Annotated in this window: 16 protein-coding genes and 3 tRNA genes; 13 read left to right on the top strand and 6 right to left on the bottom strand. The window is 69.7% G+C overall.

From position 1 onward, the window contains the following. The first annotated feature begins 41 nt into the window (after window positions 1-41). Together PKF00_RS33575 and PKF00_RS33570 are read left to right on the top strand one after the other, a co-directional pair. A complete protein-coding gene (locus PKF00_RS33575) occupies window positions 42-1,331 on the top strand; it encodes an acyltransferase family protein (protein WP_271221730.1) in 1,290 nt (429 codons plus the stop codon). 122 nt (window positions 1,332-1,453) lie between these two features. Further along, window positions 1,454-3,946, top strand: coding sequence for a DEAD/DEAH box helicase (locus PKF00_RS33570; RefSeq protein ID WP_271221729.1), 2,493 nt, complete (start codon window positions 1,454-1,456; stop codon window positions 3,944-3,946). A 28-nt stretch (window positions 3,947-3,974) separates the two neighbouring features. Here PKF00_RS33570 and PKF00_RS33565 read toward each other — a convergent pair whose 3' ends face one another. Both PKF00_RS33565 and PKF00_RS33560 read right to left on the bottom strand, forming a co-directional pair. Further along, on the bottom strand, window positions 3,975-4,751 hold the full coding sequence (locus PKF00_RS33565; protein ID WP_271221728.1) for a GNAT family N-acetyltransferase: 777 nt from the start codon (window positions 4,749-4,751) through the stop codon (window positions 3,975-3,977). Window positions 4,752-4,811: 60 nt separating this feature from the next. Beyond that, on the bottom strand, window positions 4,812-5,189 hold the full coding sequence (locus PKF00_RS33560; protein WP_271221727.1) for an MmcQ/YjbR family DNA-binding protein: 378 nt from the start codon (window positions 5,187-5,189) through the stop codon (window positions 4,812-4,814). 54 nt (window positions 5,190-5,243) lie between these two features. Between PKF00_RS33560 and PKF00_RS33555 the strand changes: the two genes are divergently transcribed. Both PKF00_RS33555 and PKF00_RS33550 read left to right on the top strand, forming a co-directional pair. Further along, entirely contained in the window at window positions 5,244-5,762 is a 519-nt protein-coding gene (locus PKF00_RS33555) for a DUF2087 domain-containing protein (protein ID WP_271221726.1), read from the top strand. Between the two features lie 276 nt (window positions 5,763-6,038). Then, entirely contained in the window at window positions 6,039-8,306 is a 2,268-nt protein-coding gene (locus tag PKF00_RS33550) for an ATP-binding cassette domain-containing protein (protein WP_271221725.1), read from the top strand. A gap of 11 nt (window positions 8,307-8,317) precedes the next feature. Here the strand turns inward: PKF00_RS33550 and PKF00_RS33545 are convergent, their stop codons facing one another. Together PKF00_RS33545 and dusB are read right to left on the bottom strand one after the other, a co-directional pair. After that, entirely contained in the window at window positions 8,318-8,881 is a 564-nt protein-coding gene (locus tag PKF00_RS33545; RefSeq protein WP_271221724.1) for a hypothetical protein, read from the bottom strand. Between the two features lie 307 nt (window positions 8,882-9,188). After that, window positions 9,189-10,349, bottom strand: coding sequence for a tRNA dihydrouridine synthase DusB (gene dusB / locus PKF00_RS33540; protein WP_271221723.1), 1,161 nt, complete (start codon window positions 10,347-10,349; stop codon window positions 9,189-9,191). A 92-nt stretch (window positions 10,350-10,441) separates the two neighbouring features. Between dusB and PKF00_RS33535 the strand changes: the two genes are divergently transcribed. From PKF00_RS33535 to PKF00_RS33510, 6 genes are all read left to right on the top strand, one after another. Next, window positions 10,442-11,092, top strand: a complete 651-nt coding sequence (locus tag PKF00_RS33535; protein WP_271221722.1) for an ACT domain-containing protein — start codon at window positions 10,442-10,444, stop codon at window positions 11,090-11,092. Between the two features lie 99 nt (window positions 11,093-11,191). Continuing rightward, a tRNA-Gly gene (locus tag PKF00_RS33530) sits at window positions 11,192-11,263 on the top strand. Window positions 11,264-11,288: 25 nt separating this feature from the next. After that, window positions 11,289-11,359, top strand: a tRNA-Cys gene (locus tag PKF00_RS33525). A gap of 14 nt (window positions 11,360-11,373) precedes the next feature. Continuing rightward, window positions 11,374-11,445, top strand: a tRNA-Val gene (locus PKF00_RS33520). 69 nt (window positions 11,446-11,514) lie between these two features. Then, complete coding sequence (locus PKF00_RS33515) at window positions 11,515-11,814, top strand: hypothetical protein (RefSeq protein WP_271221721.1); 300 nt, start codon at window positions 11,515-11,517, stop codon at window positions 11,812-11,814. Between the two features lie 41 nt (window positions 11,815-11,855). After that, on the top strand, window positions 11,856-12,398 hold the full coding sequence (locus PKF00_RS33510; protein WP_271221720.1) for an RNA 2'-phosphotransferase: 543 nt from the start codon (window positions 11,856-11,858) through the stop codon (window positions 12,396-12,398). 80 nt (window positions 12,399-12,478) lie between these two features. On the opposite strand, the gene PKF00_RS33505 is transcribed toward PKF00_RS33510, so the two are convergent. Further along, complete coding sequence (locus PKF00_RS33505; protein ID WP_271221719.1) at window positions 12,479-13,315, bottom strand: hypothetical protein; 837 nt, start codon at window positions 13,313-13,315, stop codon at window positions 12,479-12,481. 164 nt (window positions 13,316-13,479) lie between these two features. On the opposite strand from PKF00_RS33505, the gene PKF00_RS33500 reads away from it, so the two are divergent. From PKF00_RS33500 to PKF00_RS33490, 3 genes are all read left to right on the top strand, one after another. Next, window positions 13,480-13,824, top strand: a complete 345-nt coding sequence (locus PKF00_RS33500; RefSeq protein WP_271221718.1) for a hypothetical protein — start codon at window positions 13,480-13,482, stop codon at window positions 13,822-13,824. Continuing rightward, window positions 13,821-14,717 (top strand): VOC family protein, encoded by an 897-nt coding sequence (locus PKF00_RS33495; RefSeq protein WP_271221717.1) that lies wholly within the window; start codon window positions 13,821-13,823, stop codon window positions 14,715-14,717. Before PKF00_RS33500 ends, PKF00_RS33495 begins: the two co-directional genes overlap by 4 nt. A gap of 342 nt (window positions 14,718-15,059) precedes the next feature. Next, window positions 15,060-15,401 carry a hypothetical protein gene (locus PKF00_RS33490; protein WP_271221716.1) on the top strand — a complete coding sequence of 114 codons (342 nt, stop codon included), beginning with the start codon at window positions 15,060-15,062 and terminating at the stop codon, window positions 15,399-15,401. Window positions 15,402-15,473: 72 nt separating this feature from the next. Here the strand turns inward: PKF00_RS33490 and PKF00_RS33485 are convergent, their stop codons facing one another. Beyond that, window positions 15,474-17,327, bottom strand: a complete 1,854-nt coding sequence (locus tag PKF00_RS33485) for a serine/threonine protein kinase (protein WP_271221715.1) — start codon at window positions 17,325-17,327, stop codon at window positions 15,474-15,476. Between the last annotated feature and the right edge of the window lie 386 nt (window positions 17,328-17,713).

Here is a 17,713-nt window from a genome sequence, read left to right as displayed (position 1 = left end):
GGAGGGTCGTGACATCACCCCTCCAAGGAATCGAGACCCCCGTGACCGCCCTCGTCACCCGATCCGCCGCCCGCACAGCGCCGCCGCCACCGGGACGCGACCTCTTCATCGACGTGTCGCGCCTGTTCGGCATGGCGCTGGTGGTGCTGCAGCACTGGAGCATGCCGGTGCTGTCCTTCGCGGAGGGGCGGATCTCCACGGGCAACGCGCTGGCGACCGGCTGGGCCTGGACGATCACCTGGGTCAGCCAGGTGATGCCGCTGGTGTTCTTCGCCGGGGGCGCGGCCAACGCGATCAGCTGGCGGGGCGCGGTGCGGCGCGGCGAGACGATCCCCGCCTGGCTCGCGGTACGGCTGCGCCGCCTGGCCCTGCCGGTGGTGCCGCTGGCGGTGGTCTGGATCCCGCTGCCCCACCTGCTGCTGGCGCTCGGCGTGCCGCAGCAGCCGGTGGTCACGGCCGCGCGCCTGGCCGGGCAGCTGCTGTGGTTCCTGGCGATCTACCTGGTCGTGGTCGCGGTGACCCCGCGGATGCTCCGGCTCAACATGGTGTACGGCTGGCGCGTCCCCGCGGCGCTGTCCGCCGGCGCCGTCGTGGTCGACGTCGCGCGTTTCGCCACGGGGCTGGAGGTCGTCGGGTTCCTCAACATCGGGCTGGTCTGGCTGGCGGTGCACCAGCTCGGCTTCCTCTACGCCGACGGCCGTCTTCACCGCCCCTGGGCGATGGCGCTCACCGGGTACGGCCTGGCGGCGGCGCTGGTGGCCTTCGGCCCCTACCCGGGCAGCATGATCGGGATGCCGGGCGCGGCCGTGTCGAACATGGCGCCGCCGACGATAGCGCTGCTGGCGGTCGGCGTCGGCCAGATCGGGCTGGCCACCGCGCTGCGCCCGTGGATCGTGCGGTTCGCCCAGTGGCCCGGGGTGACCAGGGTGCTCGGCTGGGCCGCGCCCCGGATGATGACGGTCTACCTGTGGCACATGAGCGCGCTGTTCGTGGTGGCGTCGGTGGTCGTGGTGGGTCTCGGCGTCTCGACTCCGGCGCCGGGGACGTCCGCCTGGCTGTCGGGGTGGCCGCACTGGCTGCTCATGCTCACTCTGGCGCTGTGGCCGCTGCTGCGCTGCTTCGCCCGGTTCGAGACGCCCGCGGCGGTCCCGCCGTACCGGGGAGGGACGGCGAGGATCGTGGTGGCCACGGCGCTCACCGCCGCGGGCCTGCTGACCTTCACGGTGATGGGCTTCGTTCCCGGGCCTGCGGCCGTGGTCGGCACGGGCATGCTTCTGGCGGGGCTGACGCTCGCCAGGTCGTTTTCTCCCGCCCCCACCCCGTCCGCTTAATCACCATTTGGCGGTATTTAAGAGGATCTAGCGCCCTCGAGTTCGCTATTTTGCCCGCGATGTAATCGCGGGCGTCGCCCAAGCCGGTCCGAGCACCTCCAGTTCTTCGGCAGTATTGAACCGTGAGCCTTGTAGATCGCCTGCCAGAAGAGATCGACGCCGACCCCGACACCATCTTCGACGCGTTCGTCGGATGGAACGCCGAGCGGGGGCTCACCCTCTATCCCGCCCAGGAGGAGGCGCTGATCGAGGTCGTCTCCGGGAACAACCTGATCCTGTCGACCCCGACCGGTTCGGGGAAGAGCCTGGTCGCCGCCGGAGCGCACTTCACCGCGCTGACCCGGGACGTGCGCACCTTCTACACCGCGCCGATCAAGGCTCTGGTCTCGGAGAAGTTCTTCGACCTGTGCGCGGTGTTCGGCACCGAGAACGTCGGCATGATGACCGGCGACGCCAGCGTGAACCCCGGCGCCCCGATCATCTGCTGCACCGCCGAGATCCTCGCCAACGTCGCGCTCCGCGACGGCGCCCAGGCCGACATCGGCCAGGTCGTGATGGACGAGTTCCACTTCTACGCCGAGCCCGACCGCGGCTGGGCCTGGCAGGTGCCGCTGATCGAGCTGCCCAACGTGCAGTTCATCCTGATGTCGGCGACGCTGGGCGACGTCACCAGGTTCGAGGAGGACCTCACCCGCCGCACCGGCAGGCCGACCGCGGTGGTCAAGAACGCCGAGCGCCCTGTCCCCCTGGTCTACTCCTACCGGCTCACCCCCCTCCACGAAACCCTGGAGGAGATGCTCACCACCACCCAGTACCCCGTCTACGTCGTCCACTTCACCCAGGCCGCGGCCATGGAGCGGGCACAGGCGCTGATGAGCATCAACATGTCCACCAAGGCGGAGAAAGAAGCCATCTCCGCGATGATCGGCAACTTCCGCTTCACCACGCGCTTCGGCCGGGCCCTGTCACGCCTCGTACGGCACGGCATCGGCGTCCACCACGCCGGGATGCTCCCCAAGTACCGCAGGCTGGTCGAGCGGCTCGCCCAGGCGGGCCTGCTGAAGGTCATCTGCGGCACCGACACCCTCGGCGTCGGCGTCAACGTGCCGATCAGGACCGTGCTGTTCACGGCGCTGAGCAAGTACGACGGCAACAAGGTGCGGCGGCTGCGCGCCCGCGAGTTCCACCAGATCGCCGGGCGGGCGGGCCGGGCGGGCTTCGACACCATCGGCTACGTCGCCTGCCAGGCCCCCGAGCACGTCATCGAGAACGAGCGGGCGCTGGCGAAGATCGGCGACGACCCCAAGAGGCGGCGCGGCTACGCCCGCAAGAAGCCGCCGGAGGGCTTCGTCGGCTGGAGCGAGGAGACCTTCGAGAAGCTGCAGACCGCCGAGCCGGAGCCGCTGAACTCCCGGTTCAAGGTCAGCAACGCGATGCTGCTCGCGGTGATCAACCGTCCCGGCGACTGCTACGCCGCGATGAGGCACCTGCTCACCGACAACCACGAGGACCGCAAGTGGCAGCGGCGGCACATCAGCCAGGCCATCGCGATCTACCGCTCGCTGCTGGCGGGCGGCGTGGTCGAGAAGCTCTCCGAGCCGGACGACCAGGGCCGGATGGCAAGGCTGACCGTTGACCTGCAGGAGGACTTCGCGCTCAACCAGGCCCTGTCCACCTTCGCGCTGGCGACCCTCGAGCTGCTGGACATGGAGTCGCCGACCTACGCCCTGGACATGGTCTCGATCATCGAGTCCATCCTCGACGACCCCCGGCAGATCCTGTCCGCCCAGCTCAACAAGGCGCGCGGGGAGGCCGTGGCGCAGATGAAGGCCGACGGCGTCGAGTACGAGGAGCGGATGGAGCTCCTCAACGAGGTCACCTACCCGATGCCGCTGGCCGACCTGCTGCTGGGCGCGTACGAGACCTACCGCCGCGGCCACCCCTGGGTCGGCGACTACACCGTCAGCCCCAAGGCCGTCGTCAGGGACATGTACGAACGGGCGATGACCTTCGCCGACTACGTCCAGTTCTACGAGCTGGCCAGGTCGGAGGGGACCGTCCTGCGCTATCTCGCCGACGCCTACCGCACCCTGTCGCGGACCATCCCCGAGCACCTCAAGACCGAGGACCTCATCGACCTCATCGAGTGGCTCGGCGAGCTGGTCAGGCAGGTCGACTCGAGTCTCCTGGACGAGTGGGAGCAGTTGCAGAACCCCACCGGCGAGCTGGAGGCCCCCTCCCTCGAGGAGAAGACCAAGCCGGTCACCGCCAACAGCCGCGCCTTCAGGGTGCTGGTCCGCAACGCGATGTTCCGGCTGGTCGAGCTGGCCGCCCTGGAGCGGGAGGAGGAGCTTGCCGAGCTCGCCCCCGACGTCGACTGGGGCGCCGCCCTGGACGCCTACTACGACGACCACGACGAGGTCGGCACGGGCCCGGACGCCCGCGGTCCCGGCCTGCTCCGCATCGAGGAGGAGAAGGAGCTCTGGAAGGTCCGCCAGGTCATCGCCGACCCCGCGGGCGACGGCGACTGGGGCATCGACGCCCAGGTCGACCTGGCCGCCTCCGACGAGGAGGGCCGCGCCGTGCTCCACGTCATCGGCCTCAACCGCCTGTGACCGGATCGGAAGCGACGGATCCTGAGGCTCACTCCGCGCCGCGGTAGTGGTAACCGCATATCTCGCTGAAACCCGCCCGTTCGTACAGCCGTAGGGCCGGGACGTTGTCGCGCTCCACCTGGAGATACATGCGGCCCGCCTCGTGCGCGCCGGCCCATTCGGCCAGCGCGGCGAGCACGGCGCGGGCCGCGCCCCTCCCGCGCGCCTCGGGAAGCGTGGCCATGCCGAACACTCCCGCCCAGCCGGTGTCGGCGACCGCGCGGCCCACCGCGAGAACGTCGTCCCCGATCATCGCGCCGGCGTAGGCGCACGGCCGCTCCACCCGGCCGAGCATGTCCCACTCGGCGCGGGGGTCGCCGTCGTGACCGTGCACGGCACGCCAGGTCTCGAACCATTCGCGGGTCGGGCGGTCGTCCAGCCGAACCCGCAGCGAGCCTGTCGGCGCCTGTGCCAGGACACGCGCGGTCGACGCCCCCTGCAACGACATCGGGCTCTGACGGCGGTAGCCGCGCTCCGCCAGAACCGTGTCGAGCCCTTCCGGGCACGCTCCTGGGCTGATCTGAAACCGCGCGGCCAGGCCGTGACCGGTGTAGAAGTCCTCCGCCCCGACGACCCTGCGCACCAGTTCGCCCGGCCCGGCGTCACCGTGGGGCAGCACCGTTCCCACCCACCAGGAGCAGTTGGGGGCGTGGCGCAGCCACCACCCTCCGACATCCTCGACGTGCTCGGCGGGCAGAGCCCGGGCCGCTCTCTCCTGCAGGCCCCGCACCGTTTCCGAGCCGCTCCCGGCAGACCACACCGGCACGCACATCCCCTTCTCCCGGAACCGGCAGGCGTCGAACGCCTACAGCCTATGGAACACGCCTCAGCCCTCCGTGGGGATCTCGGCCATCGGGGCGAGCCCGGCGCGGGTCTCGTAGTCGGCGACCAGGCGGCGCGGGGCGGTCAGGCACCAGGCGTCGGTGATCACCTCGACCAGTTCCTCAGGGTCGGCCTTCGCCAGCCGGACCTCGACCCAGCCGAACTGACCGCTGGTCCAAGAGAGCCCGTAGACCTCGGGGTTGTCCCCCACCATCGCCGCCTGCTCGGCCAGGGTCGCCTTGAGCTGCGCGGTCCGCTTGGCCTCGGACAGGTAGCCGAAGCCCTTCCCCCTGACCCTGAGCCCGACCCACTCCTCGCTGTGCTGGGCCAGCTCGACCTCGGGCAGCGCCGAGGCGATCCGCAGGAACTCATCGGGGCTCACTCCATGACTGTCCATGAGGCAGAAGTAGCAGACGGGACCGACAAGAATGAGGGCATGAGCGACGAGGCGATCAGGCAGGTGCTGGGCCTGCTGTACCAGGAGGACACGCTGCGGGTGCTGTCGGCGCTGGCTCTGGGCGGCGGCCCCGAGGAGTCTGGGCTGGACAGGGAGGCCGTGCGGCGGGCGCTGGACCGGCTGGAACGCGGTGGGCTGGCCGTACAGGACGAGGGGGGACGCTGGCAGGTGCGACGGGAACGGTTCCGTGAGCTGCTGCACGCCACGGCCAGGCCCGCAACCCCCGCCGCCTCCCCTCAGGAGAGGGTGCTTCAGGCGTTCCTGGTCGAGGGACGACTCAGGGCGATCCCCACCAAGCGCGACAAGCAGCTGGTCGTGCTCAACTACATCGCCCAGGTCTTCGAACCGGGGGTCCGCTATCCGGAGAAGGAGGTCGACGTCGCACTGCGCGCCTTCCACGACGACTACGCGGCACTGCGCCGCTACCTGGTCGACGACGGGCTGCTGAGCAGGGAGAACAACGTCTACTGGCGCAGCGGCGGCTCGGTCGACGCCTGAGGGCGCCCGGTCAGGCGCCGGATGTGGCCGTCGGGCTCCGGCGGTTCGTGGACGGTCAAGCCGGCGTCGGGCAGTCCCAGGGTGAGGGCCGGCCACTTTGGCGAGTCTCCTCCTGGGACTGACGCCGAGCCGCTCGGCGGCCTCGGGTCCCCGGCCACTGCCGGTGCGACCGGAGCGGCGGCGGTCCGAACACCCTTCCGCGGCGTCCGCCGTGAATTCCATATTGCCGTAAATCACGATAAAAAAATAATTTTAATTACATCTAACATCTCGGCCATGAGCCATATCGAGATAACGGGCGCCCGGGAGAACAACCTCAAGAACGTCTCACTGAAGATTCCGAAAGGGCGGATCACGGTCTTCACCGGCGTCTCGGGGTCGGGTAAGTCGTCCATCGTGTTCGACACGATCGCCACGGAATCGCAGCGGCAGCTCAACGAGACCTTCTCGACGTTCGCCCGCAACCGCCTGCCCAGGCACGGCAGGCCGGACGCCGACGCGATCGAGAACCTCTCGGCGGCGGTCGTCGTCGGGCAGCGGCGCCTGGGCGGCAACTCCCGCTCGACCGTCGGCACCATCACCGACATCCACCCGCTGCTGCGGCTGCTCTACTCACGCGTCGGCACGCCGCCTGCGGGATACTCCAACGCCTTCTCCTTCAACGACCCCACGGGGATGTGCCCCGAGTGCGAGGGGATCGGCAGGAAGACGGCGCTGGACCTCGGCCTGGCCATCGACAGGACGAGGTCGCTGAACGAGGGGGCGATCCTGCTGCCCGGCTTCGGGGTCGGCACGTGGTTCTGGAAGACGTTCGCCCGTTCGGGGCTGTTCGACAACGACAGGAAGCTGGCCGACTACTCCGAGAAGGAGTGGAACACGCTGCTGCGCGGCCAGGGGCCCGACGTCTCGTTCGAGACACAGGGCGGCACGGCGCCCCAGAAGTACGAGGGCCTGATCGACAAGTTCGACAGGCTCTACATCAAGAAGGACGTCGAGACGACCGCGAGGCGGGAGACCCTGCTGACGTTCGTCTCCACCCTGACCTGCCCGCTGTGCCGCGGGGCCAGGCTCAGCCAGGCCGCGCTGGCCAGCCGGATCAACGGCCGCAACATCGCCGAGCTGTCGGCGATGGAGGCCTGGAACCTGGTGGACGTGATCGCCGAGATCACCGAACCGGTCGCGGAGACGATGGTGGCGGCGATCCTCGACCGGCTGCGCCACCTGGTCTCCATCGGCCTGGGATACCTCAGCCTCGACCGTGAGACGGTCACGCTCTCCGGCGGGGAGTCGCAGCGAATCAAGATCGTCCGGCATCTGGGCAGCAGCCTCACCGACATGACCTACATCTTCGACGAGCCGACCGTCGGCCTGCACCCCCGTGACGTGACCCGGATGAACGGCCTGCTGCGGGAGCTGCGCGACAAGGGCAACACGGTCATCGTGGTCGAGCACGACCGCGACGTCATCGGGATCGCCGACCACGTGGTGGACGTCGGGCCGCGCGCGGGAGCGCACGGAGGCGAGATCGTCTACGAGGGCGACGTCACGGGCCTGCACGGGGCGGACACCCTCACCGGGCGGCACATGCGCGAGAACCCGCCGCTCAAGACCTTCTTCCGCGAGCCGACCGGGACGCTGACCGTCACCGGCGCGACCACGCACAACCTCAGGAACGTCACGGTCGGCTTCCCCACCGGTGTGCTCACCGTCGTCACCGGAGTCGCCGGGTCGGGCAAGAGCACGCTCGTCAACGAGGTGTTCCTGGCCCGGCATCCCGGGGCGGTGGTCATCGACCAGTCCGCGGTCGGAACCTCGATCAGGTCGAACCCCGCGACCTACACCGGGCTGATGGACGAGGTGCGCAGGCTGTTCGCCGTGGCGGGCGGGGTCAGCCCCGCGTTGTTCAGCTTCAACTCCAAGGGCGCCTGCCCGAACTGCCAGGGACTGGGGGTCGTCTACACCGACCTGGCGTTCATGGAGGGCGTCACGTCGAGGTGCGAGGTCTGCCGGGGACGGCGGTTCAGACAGGAGGTGCTCCGGCACACGCTGCGCGGCAGGTCCGTCCACGACGTCCTGGAGATGACGGCCGCGGAGGCCGCCGAGTTCTTCACCGAGACGAAACCCCGGCGCGTCCTGCGCGCGGTCAACGAGGTGGGACTGGGCTACCTCAAACTCGGCCAGCCGCTGAGCAGCCTGTCGGGCGGAGAGTGCCAGCGGATCAAACTCGCGGGCGAGCTGCGCAAGACCGGCAGCGTGTACGTGATGGACGAGCCGACCACCGGGCTGCACATGTCGGACGTCAAGCACCTGCTCACCATCATGGACAGCCTGGTGGACGGCGGGAACACGGTGATCGTGATCGAGCACAACCTCGACGTCGTCAAGAACGCCGACTGGGTCGTCGACCTCGGCCCCGACGGCGGAGGCCGGGGCGGCACCGTGGTGTTCGAGGGCACGCCCGGGCGGCTCCTCGAGGCGACCGGCTCCTTCACGGCCGAGCACCTGCGCCGCGACCTGGGCCTGCCGCCCCTGAGTCCCCCTTGAGGCGCCGCGGGCTACCAGGCCAGGACGTTGAGGGCCTCGATCGGCCTTGACTGTCCCGTCGTGCCGCGGGTCAGCGTCCCGGGCGCGATCGCGCAGGCCGTGCCCTGCCAGCCGATGCCGGCCAGGTGCGCGTCGAGGCAGATGTTGAAGTCGGAGGTGTAGAGCCGGATGGCCTCCATCGCCCGCGACTGGCCCGTGGTCCCCACCTCGATGAGCTGTCCCGCCAGCCCGCAGCGCGCGCCCTGCCAGCCGATGTTGGCCAGGTGGGCCTCGGCGCAGACGTAACCGTCACTGTTGCCGAACCGGATCCGGAGCGCCTCCATGCGACGGCTCTGCCCGGTCGTGCCCACGGTGATCCACGTGGCGCTCCCGCAACGCCACCCCTGCCAGCCGATGTTGGCCAGGTGCGCGTTGAGGCAGAAGGTCGGCGTCGCGCTCCGGGCATGGGCGGCGGCCTCCCCCGGTTTTCCCGAGACCGCCGTGCCCGCGTCGGCGGGCGCGGTGAGCGCCGCCCCCGCGACCGGCAGGACGGCGGCCACGGCCAGCCATCGCCCCACGCGCGCAAAAAGCTTCATATGGATTTTTCCCCTTTACGAGACGCGTCTCCGACGAACGGCCGGGAATCCCCCTTCCGGCCGCATCAACCGGGATGATCCCGGCCTCCGAAAGGTCTCGCCGCAGAACGAGGCCTTGCAGAGATCCAGGATCCACACACGCCGTCTCGGCCCGCGTCACCGACGCTCCGACATTGACGTCTGATGACCGTCGCGAAACACCCGGCAAGAAAAAACCGGCAGAGGCGAAGCCCTTTCCTTCCCGGATCCGCTTCTTTCCCGAAAAGGGCGAACAATGGCCTCTGATAGGCCGAGGCCGTGGCAGCCCTCAGCCGCCGGAGGTCTCCAGTTCGGCGTCCGCTCCGGGGACGACGACCTCGTAGGGGTCGTCCAGCCACCCCGCGGGCAGGTGGACGCGGTCGCGCGGGTGGGTCTTGCCGCGCGGCGCGTCCACGCCCTCCGGCCAGGGCTGGGCCGGGTCCAGCTCGGCCAGCCCCTGCCTCAGGCCTGCGAGGCTCTCCGAGGTGGCCAGGCGGCGGCGGAGGTCGGCGCCGACGGTGAAGCCCTTGAGATACCAGCCGACGTGCTTGCGGAAGTCGGCCACGGCGTGCTGCTCGTTGCCGAAGCACTCGGCCAGCAGCGTGGCGTGCCGCTCCATCGTCGCGGCGACCTGGCCCAGCGTCGGCCGGGCGAGCTCGCCGCCGCTCTCCCTGTCATCCGTGCCGCCCGCACCGTCCCGGCGGTTCTCGCAGGCCGCCGCCAGGTCCGCGAACAGCCAGGGCCTTCCCAGGCAGCCCCTGCCGACCACGACGCCGTCGCACCCGGTCTCGGCCATCATCCGCATCGCGTCGGCGGCGCTCCAGATGTCGCCGTTGCCGAGCACGGGGATCTCGCTCACCGCCTCCTTGAGCCGCGCGATGGACTGCCAGTCGGCGGTCCCGCCGTAGTGCTGCACCGCCGTACGGCCGTGCAGGGCGATCGCCGAGACGCCCTCCTCCACGGCGATCCGCCCCGCGTCCAGATAGGTGAGGTGGTCGTCGTCGATGCCCTTGCGCATCTTCATCGTCACCGGGAGCGTCCCCGCGTTGCGCACGGCCTCCCGCAGGATGGCCCGCAGCAGGTTCCGCTTGTACGGCAGGGCGGAGCCGCCGCCCCGCCGGGTCACCTTGGGCACCGGGCAGCCGAAGTTGAGGTCGACGTGGTCGGCCAGGTCCTCCTCGGCGATCATGCGGACGGCCCTGCCGACGGTCACCGGGTCGACGCCGTAGAGCTGGATGCTGCGGGGCTTCTCGCTCGGATCGAACCGGATCATCTTGAGCGTCTTGGCGTTGCGCTCGACCAGCGCCCGCGTCGTGATCATCTCGCAGACGAACAGCCCTCCCCCCTGCTCGCGGCAGAGGGTCCGGAAGGGCGCGTTGGTGATCCCGGCCATGGGTGCGAGAACCACCGGCGGCCAGACCTCGAGCGATCCCAGTTTCAACGACTCCACCTGGTGTTTTTACCGCACCGGGCTCGGTGGGACGAATCACCCCTGGATAGGGTGGCCCTGGCGTACGTCACACGTGACAGCGGAGGCCGTGGATGCTCCTGCGACTGCGGATCGCACTGCCCGACCAGCCCGGGTCGCTGGGAAACGTCACCCGCGCCCTCGGCGCCGCCGGGGCCGACATCACCCAGATCGTCGTGCTCGAGCGCGGCGGAGGGCGGGCGGTCGACGACGTCACCGTTTTCTGGCCCGACTCCTCCCCCAGGGAGCCCCTGGTCGAGAGCCTGGAGAGTGTGCCGGGGGTGTCCGTCGAGGGCGTGTGGGGCACGCGCGAGGCGCCCGGCACCTACCCGGAGCTGGAGATCCTCAAATACATCACCACGGCGGGAGACCGCGCGCTGGCCACGCTGATCGACTCCATGCCGGTGCTGTTCAGCGCCGACTGGGCGGCGGCGGGCACCGAGGAGGACCCGCGCGTGGTCGTCCACTCCAGCTGGCGCGCCCCCTCTGAGATCCCCTTCCCCCAGGAGACCCCAGCCCGCCCGACGGCCGCCACCTTCGACTCCGGCCTCCACGTGGTCGCCGCGCCCCTGCCGCCGCTGGCTCTGACCCTGTTGCTGGCCCGCGCGGACGGCCCCGCCTTCCACCGCATCGAGGTGCACCGCCTCACCCGGATCCTGGAGATCTTCCTCACTCTGCCCGCCGTGGAACGCGGCGTCGTCCGCAGGCTGCGCAGGCCCGACTGACCGCGCTCACGCGCGCACCGGCGACCACGGTTACGCAAGCACCCGGAAAACCCGCTAGAGTTCTCTCGTTGCCGCAGGGGAAACACCCGGCGAAAACACGCGGAAGTGGCTCAGTGGTAGAGCATCACCTTGCCAAGGTGAGGGTCGCGGGTTCGAATCCCGTCTTCCGCTCGAAGGGTCTTCGGGCTCTCACTCCGGTGGAGTGGCCGAGAGGCGAGGCAACGGCCTGCAAAGCCGTGTACACGGGTTCAAATCCCGTCTCCACCTCTCGTGTTTCATGAGGACGATTAGCTCAGCGGGAGAGCGCTTCCCTGACACGGAAGAGGTCACAGGTTCAATCCCTGTATCGTCCACTCGTTTCAACAGATCGAAAAGGGCCTCAGAGTTTCTCTGAGGCCCTTTTCGATCTGTGCGGGTCGCTGATGGAGCGGTTCGGCGCGACGGAGACGGTTCCTCAGCGGGTCGATGACGGCGTCGTCGACGACACCCGTGCGGCACGTGCCCGGGAGATGGAAGCAGTCGCTGATCGCCTCGCGCACGGCGGGCACTCCGTTGAGCGAACCGACTGGATTCGGCTTGGCGAGCCGACCGGATTCGGCGCGGAACCGCGCGGTGATCACTCCGTGCCCGGCCTGTGGTCCGCATACAGGCGCGAAAACACGTTGGCCTCCATCGCGCGGACGCGCGACAATTCGCGCAGTTCCGGGAACCGGACACCGTGACCCGAATACCGAAGCCGCCCAGTCGCGGCGGGGAGGACCCGATGGACGAGCGGCGGATGGTACGGATCTCCAAGTACCTCGCCAAGCATCTTCGGCACCAGCCCGAGCGGATCGGGATCACGCTGGACGCCAACGGCTGGGTCGAGGTGGACACCCTTCTCACGGCCGCCGCAGCGCACGGCTTCCCCGTCTCCCGGGCCGAGCTTGAACGAGTCGTCGCGGACAACGACAAGCGGAGATACGTGATCGACGGAGATCGCATCCGGGCCAGCCAGGGACATTCGGTCGCCGTCGACCTCGACCTCCCGGCAGCCGAGCCGCCCGCGTTCCTCTACCACGGCACCGTGGCGCGGAACATGACCGCGATCCGCGCCGAGGGGTTGCAGCCGATGAACCGCCACCACGTCCACCTGTCCCCCGACCGGGAGACGGCCACCCGCGTCGGGGCCCGCAGGGGCGTCCCCGTCGTCCTCGTCGTCGACGCCGCCGCGATGCGCGCCGCCGGTCACGAGTTCCGTCTCAGCGCCAACGGCGTCTGGCTGGCCGACCATGTCCCGCCGTCGTTCCTCCGCTTTCCCGGATGACCGTGTTCCCAGGATGCGCCCTCCCCGGCGTTCCACGAGCTACCGGAAAGCGCCCTGACGGCCCGCGGTGAGCCGGGCCGTCAGGAAGCCGTGCCGGACCGTCCGGCGGCCTGACCCAGGCCTGACCCGGGAGTGGCCGGGACCCGGCCGAAGTTGGCGGTGTTCTCGAACTCCCTGCGGAAATGGTCCAGCCAGTGGGGATGCTGACGGGTCACCACCAGGTGCTCGTGTTCGTAGCCGCCGACCCCGAAGGGGTAGCGCTCGAGATACATCTCCGGGTTACGGCCGAGCACCAGTTCGACCCTGCCCTCGGCGTCCGGGACCATCCGGGCGTCGAACAGGACGCCCCCGGTCCCGATGGGGAAGTCGACCAGCACCAGGCGCACCCGTTCGGCCAGTCCGGGATCGGAACGCAGCTCGTCGTCGATCGTCATGATGCTGGTCCTGATGACCTGCCGGTTCCGCTCCGCGTTCGGCCTGCCGTGCTCGCGTTGCGTGGTGAGGTTCGGCCCGTATTCGCCCTCGGGATCCACCAGGACGATCCCCACCGACCTGCCCGCCCTGAGCCTGCGTTCGAGGTGGGAGACGTAGTTGGTCAACATGCGCGGCAGCGCGACCCCCACCATCACGACGTCGTCCGTCGCGGCCGTCATGCGCCGCTCCAGCTCCGGCGGCCACGAGGTGCGCAGCCAGGTGCCGCTCCGGTCCCCCTGGCTCTCGAGCTTGTCCAGGATCTCCAGGATCAGCATGGTGATCGGCACCACCGCCAGCAGGGCGGCGGCGGCGAGCTTGTCCGTCTCCCCGATACCGAACAGGCCCAGCACGCTGACCACGAAGATGATCGAGATCGCGGCGTACGCCTCCAGGTAACGCCGCTGCCGAACATGCCGAACGAACCGCCGCCACCCTCCGCCCATCGGGCCATCCCGTCACGCGGCCGCCGCCAGGACCAGAAGCCGACGGACACCTCGACGGATTCGACCAAGTCGACAGAGGAACAGCGCCGTGGAAAGGCCGAGACTCACCGCCGACGGCCTGGGGGCCGGCCGCCCGCTCCCGCCGCTCGCTGATCTATCTGCCCATGCGGGCCAACACGCCTCCCACCGGCATGGTGCGTCCGGACGCTCCGGTCGAGCCCCTGGACCTGGTTCTGGTGCGGCACTCTCTGCAGTTCCCCACCTCCCGGTGGCCCGCCGTACGAACCAGGCTGGGCCTCGGCCGCCTCCACACCGCGACGCTCCCCGAGGACGTCTTCCCCGGCAGGGAGGAAATCGACCACGAGAGGGCCGGCACACGGAAGTACCGCGACCGTCTCCGCTTCGACCTCGCCGCCAGGACGCTGTTCGTCGTCGGCAGCGCCGAGGCCTTCCGGAACACGGGCGCTTCCATGATCCGCCCCTTGGCCGCCGCCTCCGGATCCGAGTGACCGAAAACTGTCGGTGGGGCCTGCCAGGCTGTGCGGGCAGCCCGACGAGGGGCGTCGTCTCCGGACACGCGAGCCCGAACGGGCTGTCCACCGACCGCACGATCACCCGCAGGGAACACATCATGCTCACCACCGACTACGTCCCCGGCGCTCCCAACTGGATCGACCTGGGCAGCCCCGACGTCGAGGCGTCCGCCGCCTTCTACGGCTCCCTGTTCGGCTGGAGCTTCCAGTCGGCCGGACCCGAGGCCGGGGGGTACGGCTTCTTCCAGCTCGACGGCAGGACGGTCGCCGCCGCCGGGCCGCTCGTCGCCGAGGGCGCGATCCCGGCCTGGACGGTCTACTTCCACACCGCCGACGCCGACGCCACGACGAAGGCGGTCGAGCAGGCGGGCGGCACGGTGCGCTTCGCGCCGGACGACGTCTTCACCGCCGGCCGGATGGCCGGGTTCACCGACCCCGGCGGCGCCGAGTTCGCCGTCTGGCAGCCCGGTGAGACCAAGGGCCTCGACCTCGTCACCGTCCCCGGCTCCCTGGCCTGGACCGAGCTCTACGTCCCGGACCCCGACGCCGTCCGCCCCTTCTACCAGTCGGTCTTCGACTGGAGGGTCCAGGAGCTGCCGTTCGACGGCATCACCTACATCGTGGTGTCGGCCGCCGAAGGGGAGAGCGCCGACCAAGGCGGCCTCATGCCGCTCCAGGAGGGCGACAGGCCGCACTGGCTGCCCTACTTCGAGGTTCCCGACTGTGACACGACCGTCGCCCTGGCCGGAACGCTCGGCGGCACCGTCCTCGTGCCCGCCGTCGACGTCGCCGACGTCGGCCGTTTCGCCGTGATCTCCGACCCGAACGGCGCGCGCTTCGCCGTCATCACCAGCGCCGCCGCCTCCTGAGCGGACCGCGGGGCGGCGCCCGGTCGCTTCACCGGCCGACCGGACGCCGCCCCGCGGTCTCCCGTTCCGCCCGAACGACGCCCCAGGAGACGCTCCGGCTCCGAACGACAGGAGACGGGTAAGGCGAACGTGGCGGTCCGAAGGTGTGGAAAACGCGTATTGCACAGGAAAGTTTCCTATCCAATACTTCGAGGAGCAGCACAAACCCCCTTTCTTCACGGCCAATTCGGTGTGGCAGGCACCTGCCAGAGTCACCCTCTTCCTTCCAAGGCGGCGGTTCACGCCGCCCTGAGAACCGCGCCCACCGAACAGGCCGTCACCCCCCATCACGAGGAGGACCCCATGCTCCGTCGCGTTCTCACCCTGGCAGCGGGCACACTGCTGGCCTGCGCGCTCGCCGCGGCCCCGGCACAGGCCACCGCCGCGACCGGCGCCGCCGCGCTGGGCGGCACGGTCGACGTCGTCTACGGCCCGGTCTCCGGAGCCGGATACTGCATCAACCGCGTCGACTCGCGTTCCGTCGTCTCTCCGTACCGGACCACGGGATACGTCTGCCTGCTGACCAACGGAACGGCCATACCGGCGAACCCGCTCTCCGCGTGCGCCTATCACGAGCCGACCCGCGTGGTCGTCGGCGCCTTCCGCCACCCCACCGAGGCCCTGATCTGCCGCTACGCCGTCTGACACAACGGCGCGCGATCCGGTCTCGGCCCGCGGAGACCGTCGTCGCGTACCGCAGACCGGAAAGGGCCCTCGTTACCCGACGTCTTCGAGCTCGGGGTCGCGTAGATGCTCGGTGAAGTCCGCGGATCTGATGATCTTCTCGTATTCCGGCCGATGTCCGGCCGTCATGCCGGACACATAGAAAGTGATCTTGGCGTCGGGGACGTACCAGACCTCGGAGACGAGAGACTTGTACTTGCAGGAGATCTTCCACCTGGCGTGATCGGCCCGGAAGCCGCCGATCCGGACCGTGTCGTGGAGCAGCAGTTTGGGAGCCGGACGCTGGATGCGGTCGTACTTCCAGGCGTCCTGCGGAGAGGCGAACTCCCCCTCGTGCGCCAGGCAGTCGTTGTCCTGCGTGTATCGGCCGAATCCCCAGTCGTCGACCGAGTCGTACGGCGTGCCGTTCCCCGGCCCCGCGTGCATATCCCCGCCCAAGGTCACGACCAGCGTTCCCAGGCGGCAGTTGGGAGTGTCATGGTCGCCGACCAGGAAGGGAGCCGTGACGCAGTAGAAGTCGTCGTCCCCGGTCAGCTCCCATCCTCGGGGAAGCGTCAGACCGACCCCCCGGAACTCGACCCGCCGGCGCGCGGGCGCGGTCGGAGACGGGGTCGCGGACGCCTCGGGGGTGGGCGTCTCCTCGTCGAGGGCGGTGTCCTCGACGTCGGGGCTGGGGGACGGCTCCTCCGAGGGGGTGGCGGGCGGCGTCGGGGTGACCGTCTCCTGAGGCGGCCCGGAAGGCGACGCCGTCGTCGAAACGGCCGTGAGCGCCGAGGAGACCGGGATCGGAGACTCCGGCGCGCCCGCCTCCAAGAAGGGGACGCCGGCGCCGGTCCACATCACGACTCCGGCGAAGCCCAGGAGAGCGACGACCGTGCCCGCGACCGCGCCGACGACCCAGGACCACGCCATCGACGGCCCTTTCGACGGCGGCCTGGGCGGAGACGGCCATTCGACCGCGGAGACCGGCGGTCCCGTCCAGGTCTGCTCCAGCAGCCGAGTGATCACGACGGTCGCGTCGTCACGAGGGGACACGACGGTCTCGCGCAGCCCTTCCCAGCTTTCGAGCACGCCGCTCAGCACCGTTCCGGCCCCCGGCCTGTCGGCGGGATCCTTCGCCGTGGCACGTTCCACGAGGTCACGGAGCGGAGGCGGGACGTCCGAGACGTCGACGGGCTCGTTGAGCGTGCGCAGGGCCAGAACCTGGGAGCGGCCGGTTCCGAAGGGCGGCCTGCCTGAGGCCGCGTAGACGATCAGAAGTCCCCACCCGTAGACGTCGACGCCCGGCCCGATGACCTCGTCGTGGTACTCCTCCGGGCTGATCCATCCGGGAGAGCCGACCACCACACCAGATCGGGTGATCGTCGTGGCGTTCAGCGTGTGGGCGATGCCGAAGTCCACGACGCGGGGGCCGCGCGGGGAGAGCAGCACATTGGTGGGCTTGAGGTCGCGGTGGACGACACCGGCCGCGTGGATGGCGACCACCGCCTCGGCCAGACCTGCGGCGAGGCCGTACAGCTCGTCCCCGGTCATCGGGCCGTGCGCGCGGACACGCTCCTCCAGCGTCGGGCCGGGCACGTGCTCCGTGGCCATCCAGGGAAGGGCCGCGGTCGCGTCGGCCGCCAGCACCCTGGCCGTGCAGACTCCGCGCACGCGGCTCAGAGCCGTGATCTCCCGGGCGAAGCGCCTGCGGAACTCCATGTCACCCGCGTAGGCGGCGTGCACGAGCTTGACCGCCGCACGCTGCCCCGCCCCGTCGACCCCCGCGTAGACGACCCCCATGCCGCCCGAACCCAGCCGCCCGACGATGCGATAGGGCCCGATCTCCACAGGGTCGCCAGGAGACAACGTCTCGATACGCCGCGGGACCGGTTCTCCGTCAGTCACTGATCATGTCCCTCACTGGCACCTCACCGGCCGGTGATCATCTCAGACCGGCATGAAAACGTCCAGAGGAACCAGGGACCGCACCTGCCATATGAGGGGTGAGCGTTCGTGCCACCAGGTCAAGAGCTGGAGGAGGGCTCGGGCGTTCCATTCGGCCAGACGCAGGGCGATGTGGCTCCCAACCCCAGGAAATCACCCTCACCGATGGCCGAAAGGGACAATAAGAAGTCGTCAGGCCGGGAGCGCCCCGCAACGCCTAGACCATCTTGCGAGACTCCCTCGATGTGATACCCCTTCTGCTCCCAATATCGTCTAACCTGTCCGGCCACCTCTCCTAGTTTTTCCTTAGGAATGTCGTGTAGATAGTATGAGCGGTTGATCACCAC

This window comes from Streptosporangium carneum (assembly GCF_027922005.1).
Classification (GTDB): domain Bacteria; phylum Actinomycetota; class Actinomycetes; order Streptosporangiales; family Streptosporangiaceae; genus Streptosporangium; species Streptosporangium carneum.
Note: the sequence above shows the minus strand (reverse complement) of the source record. Positions and strands in the feature narration are given on the sequence as shown.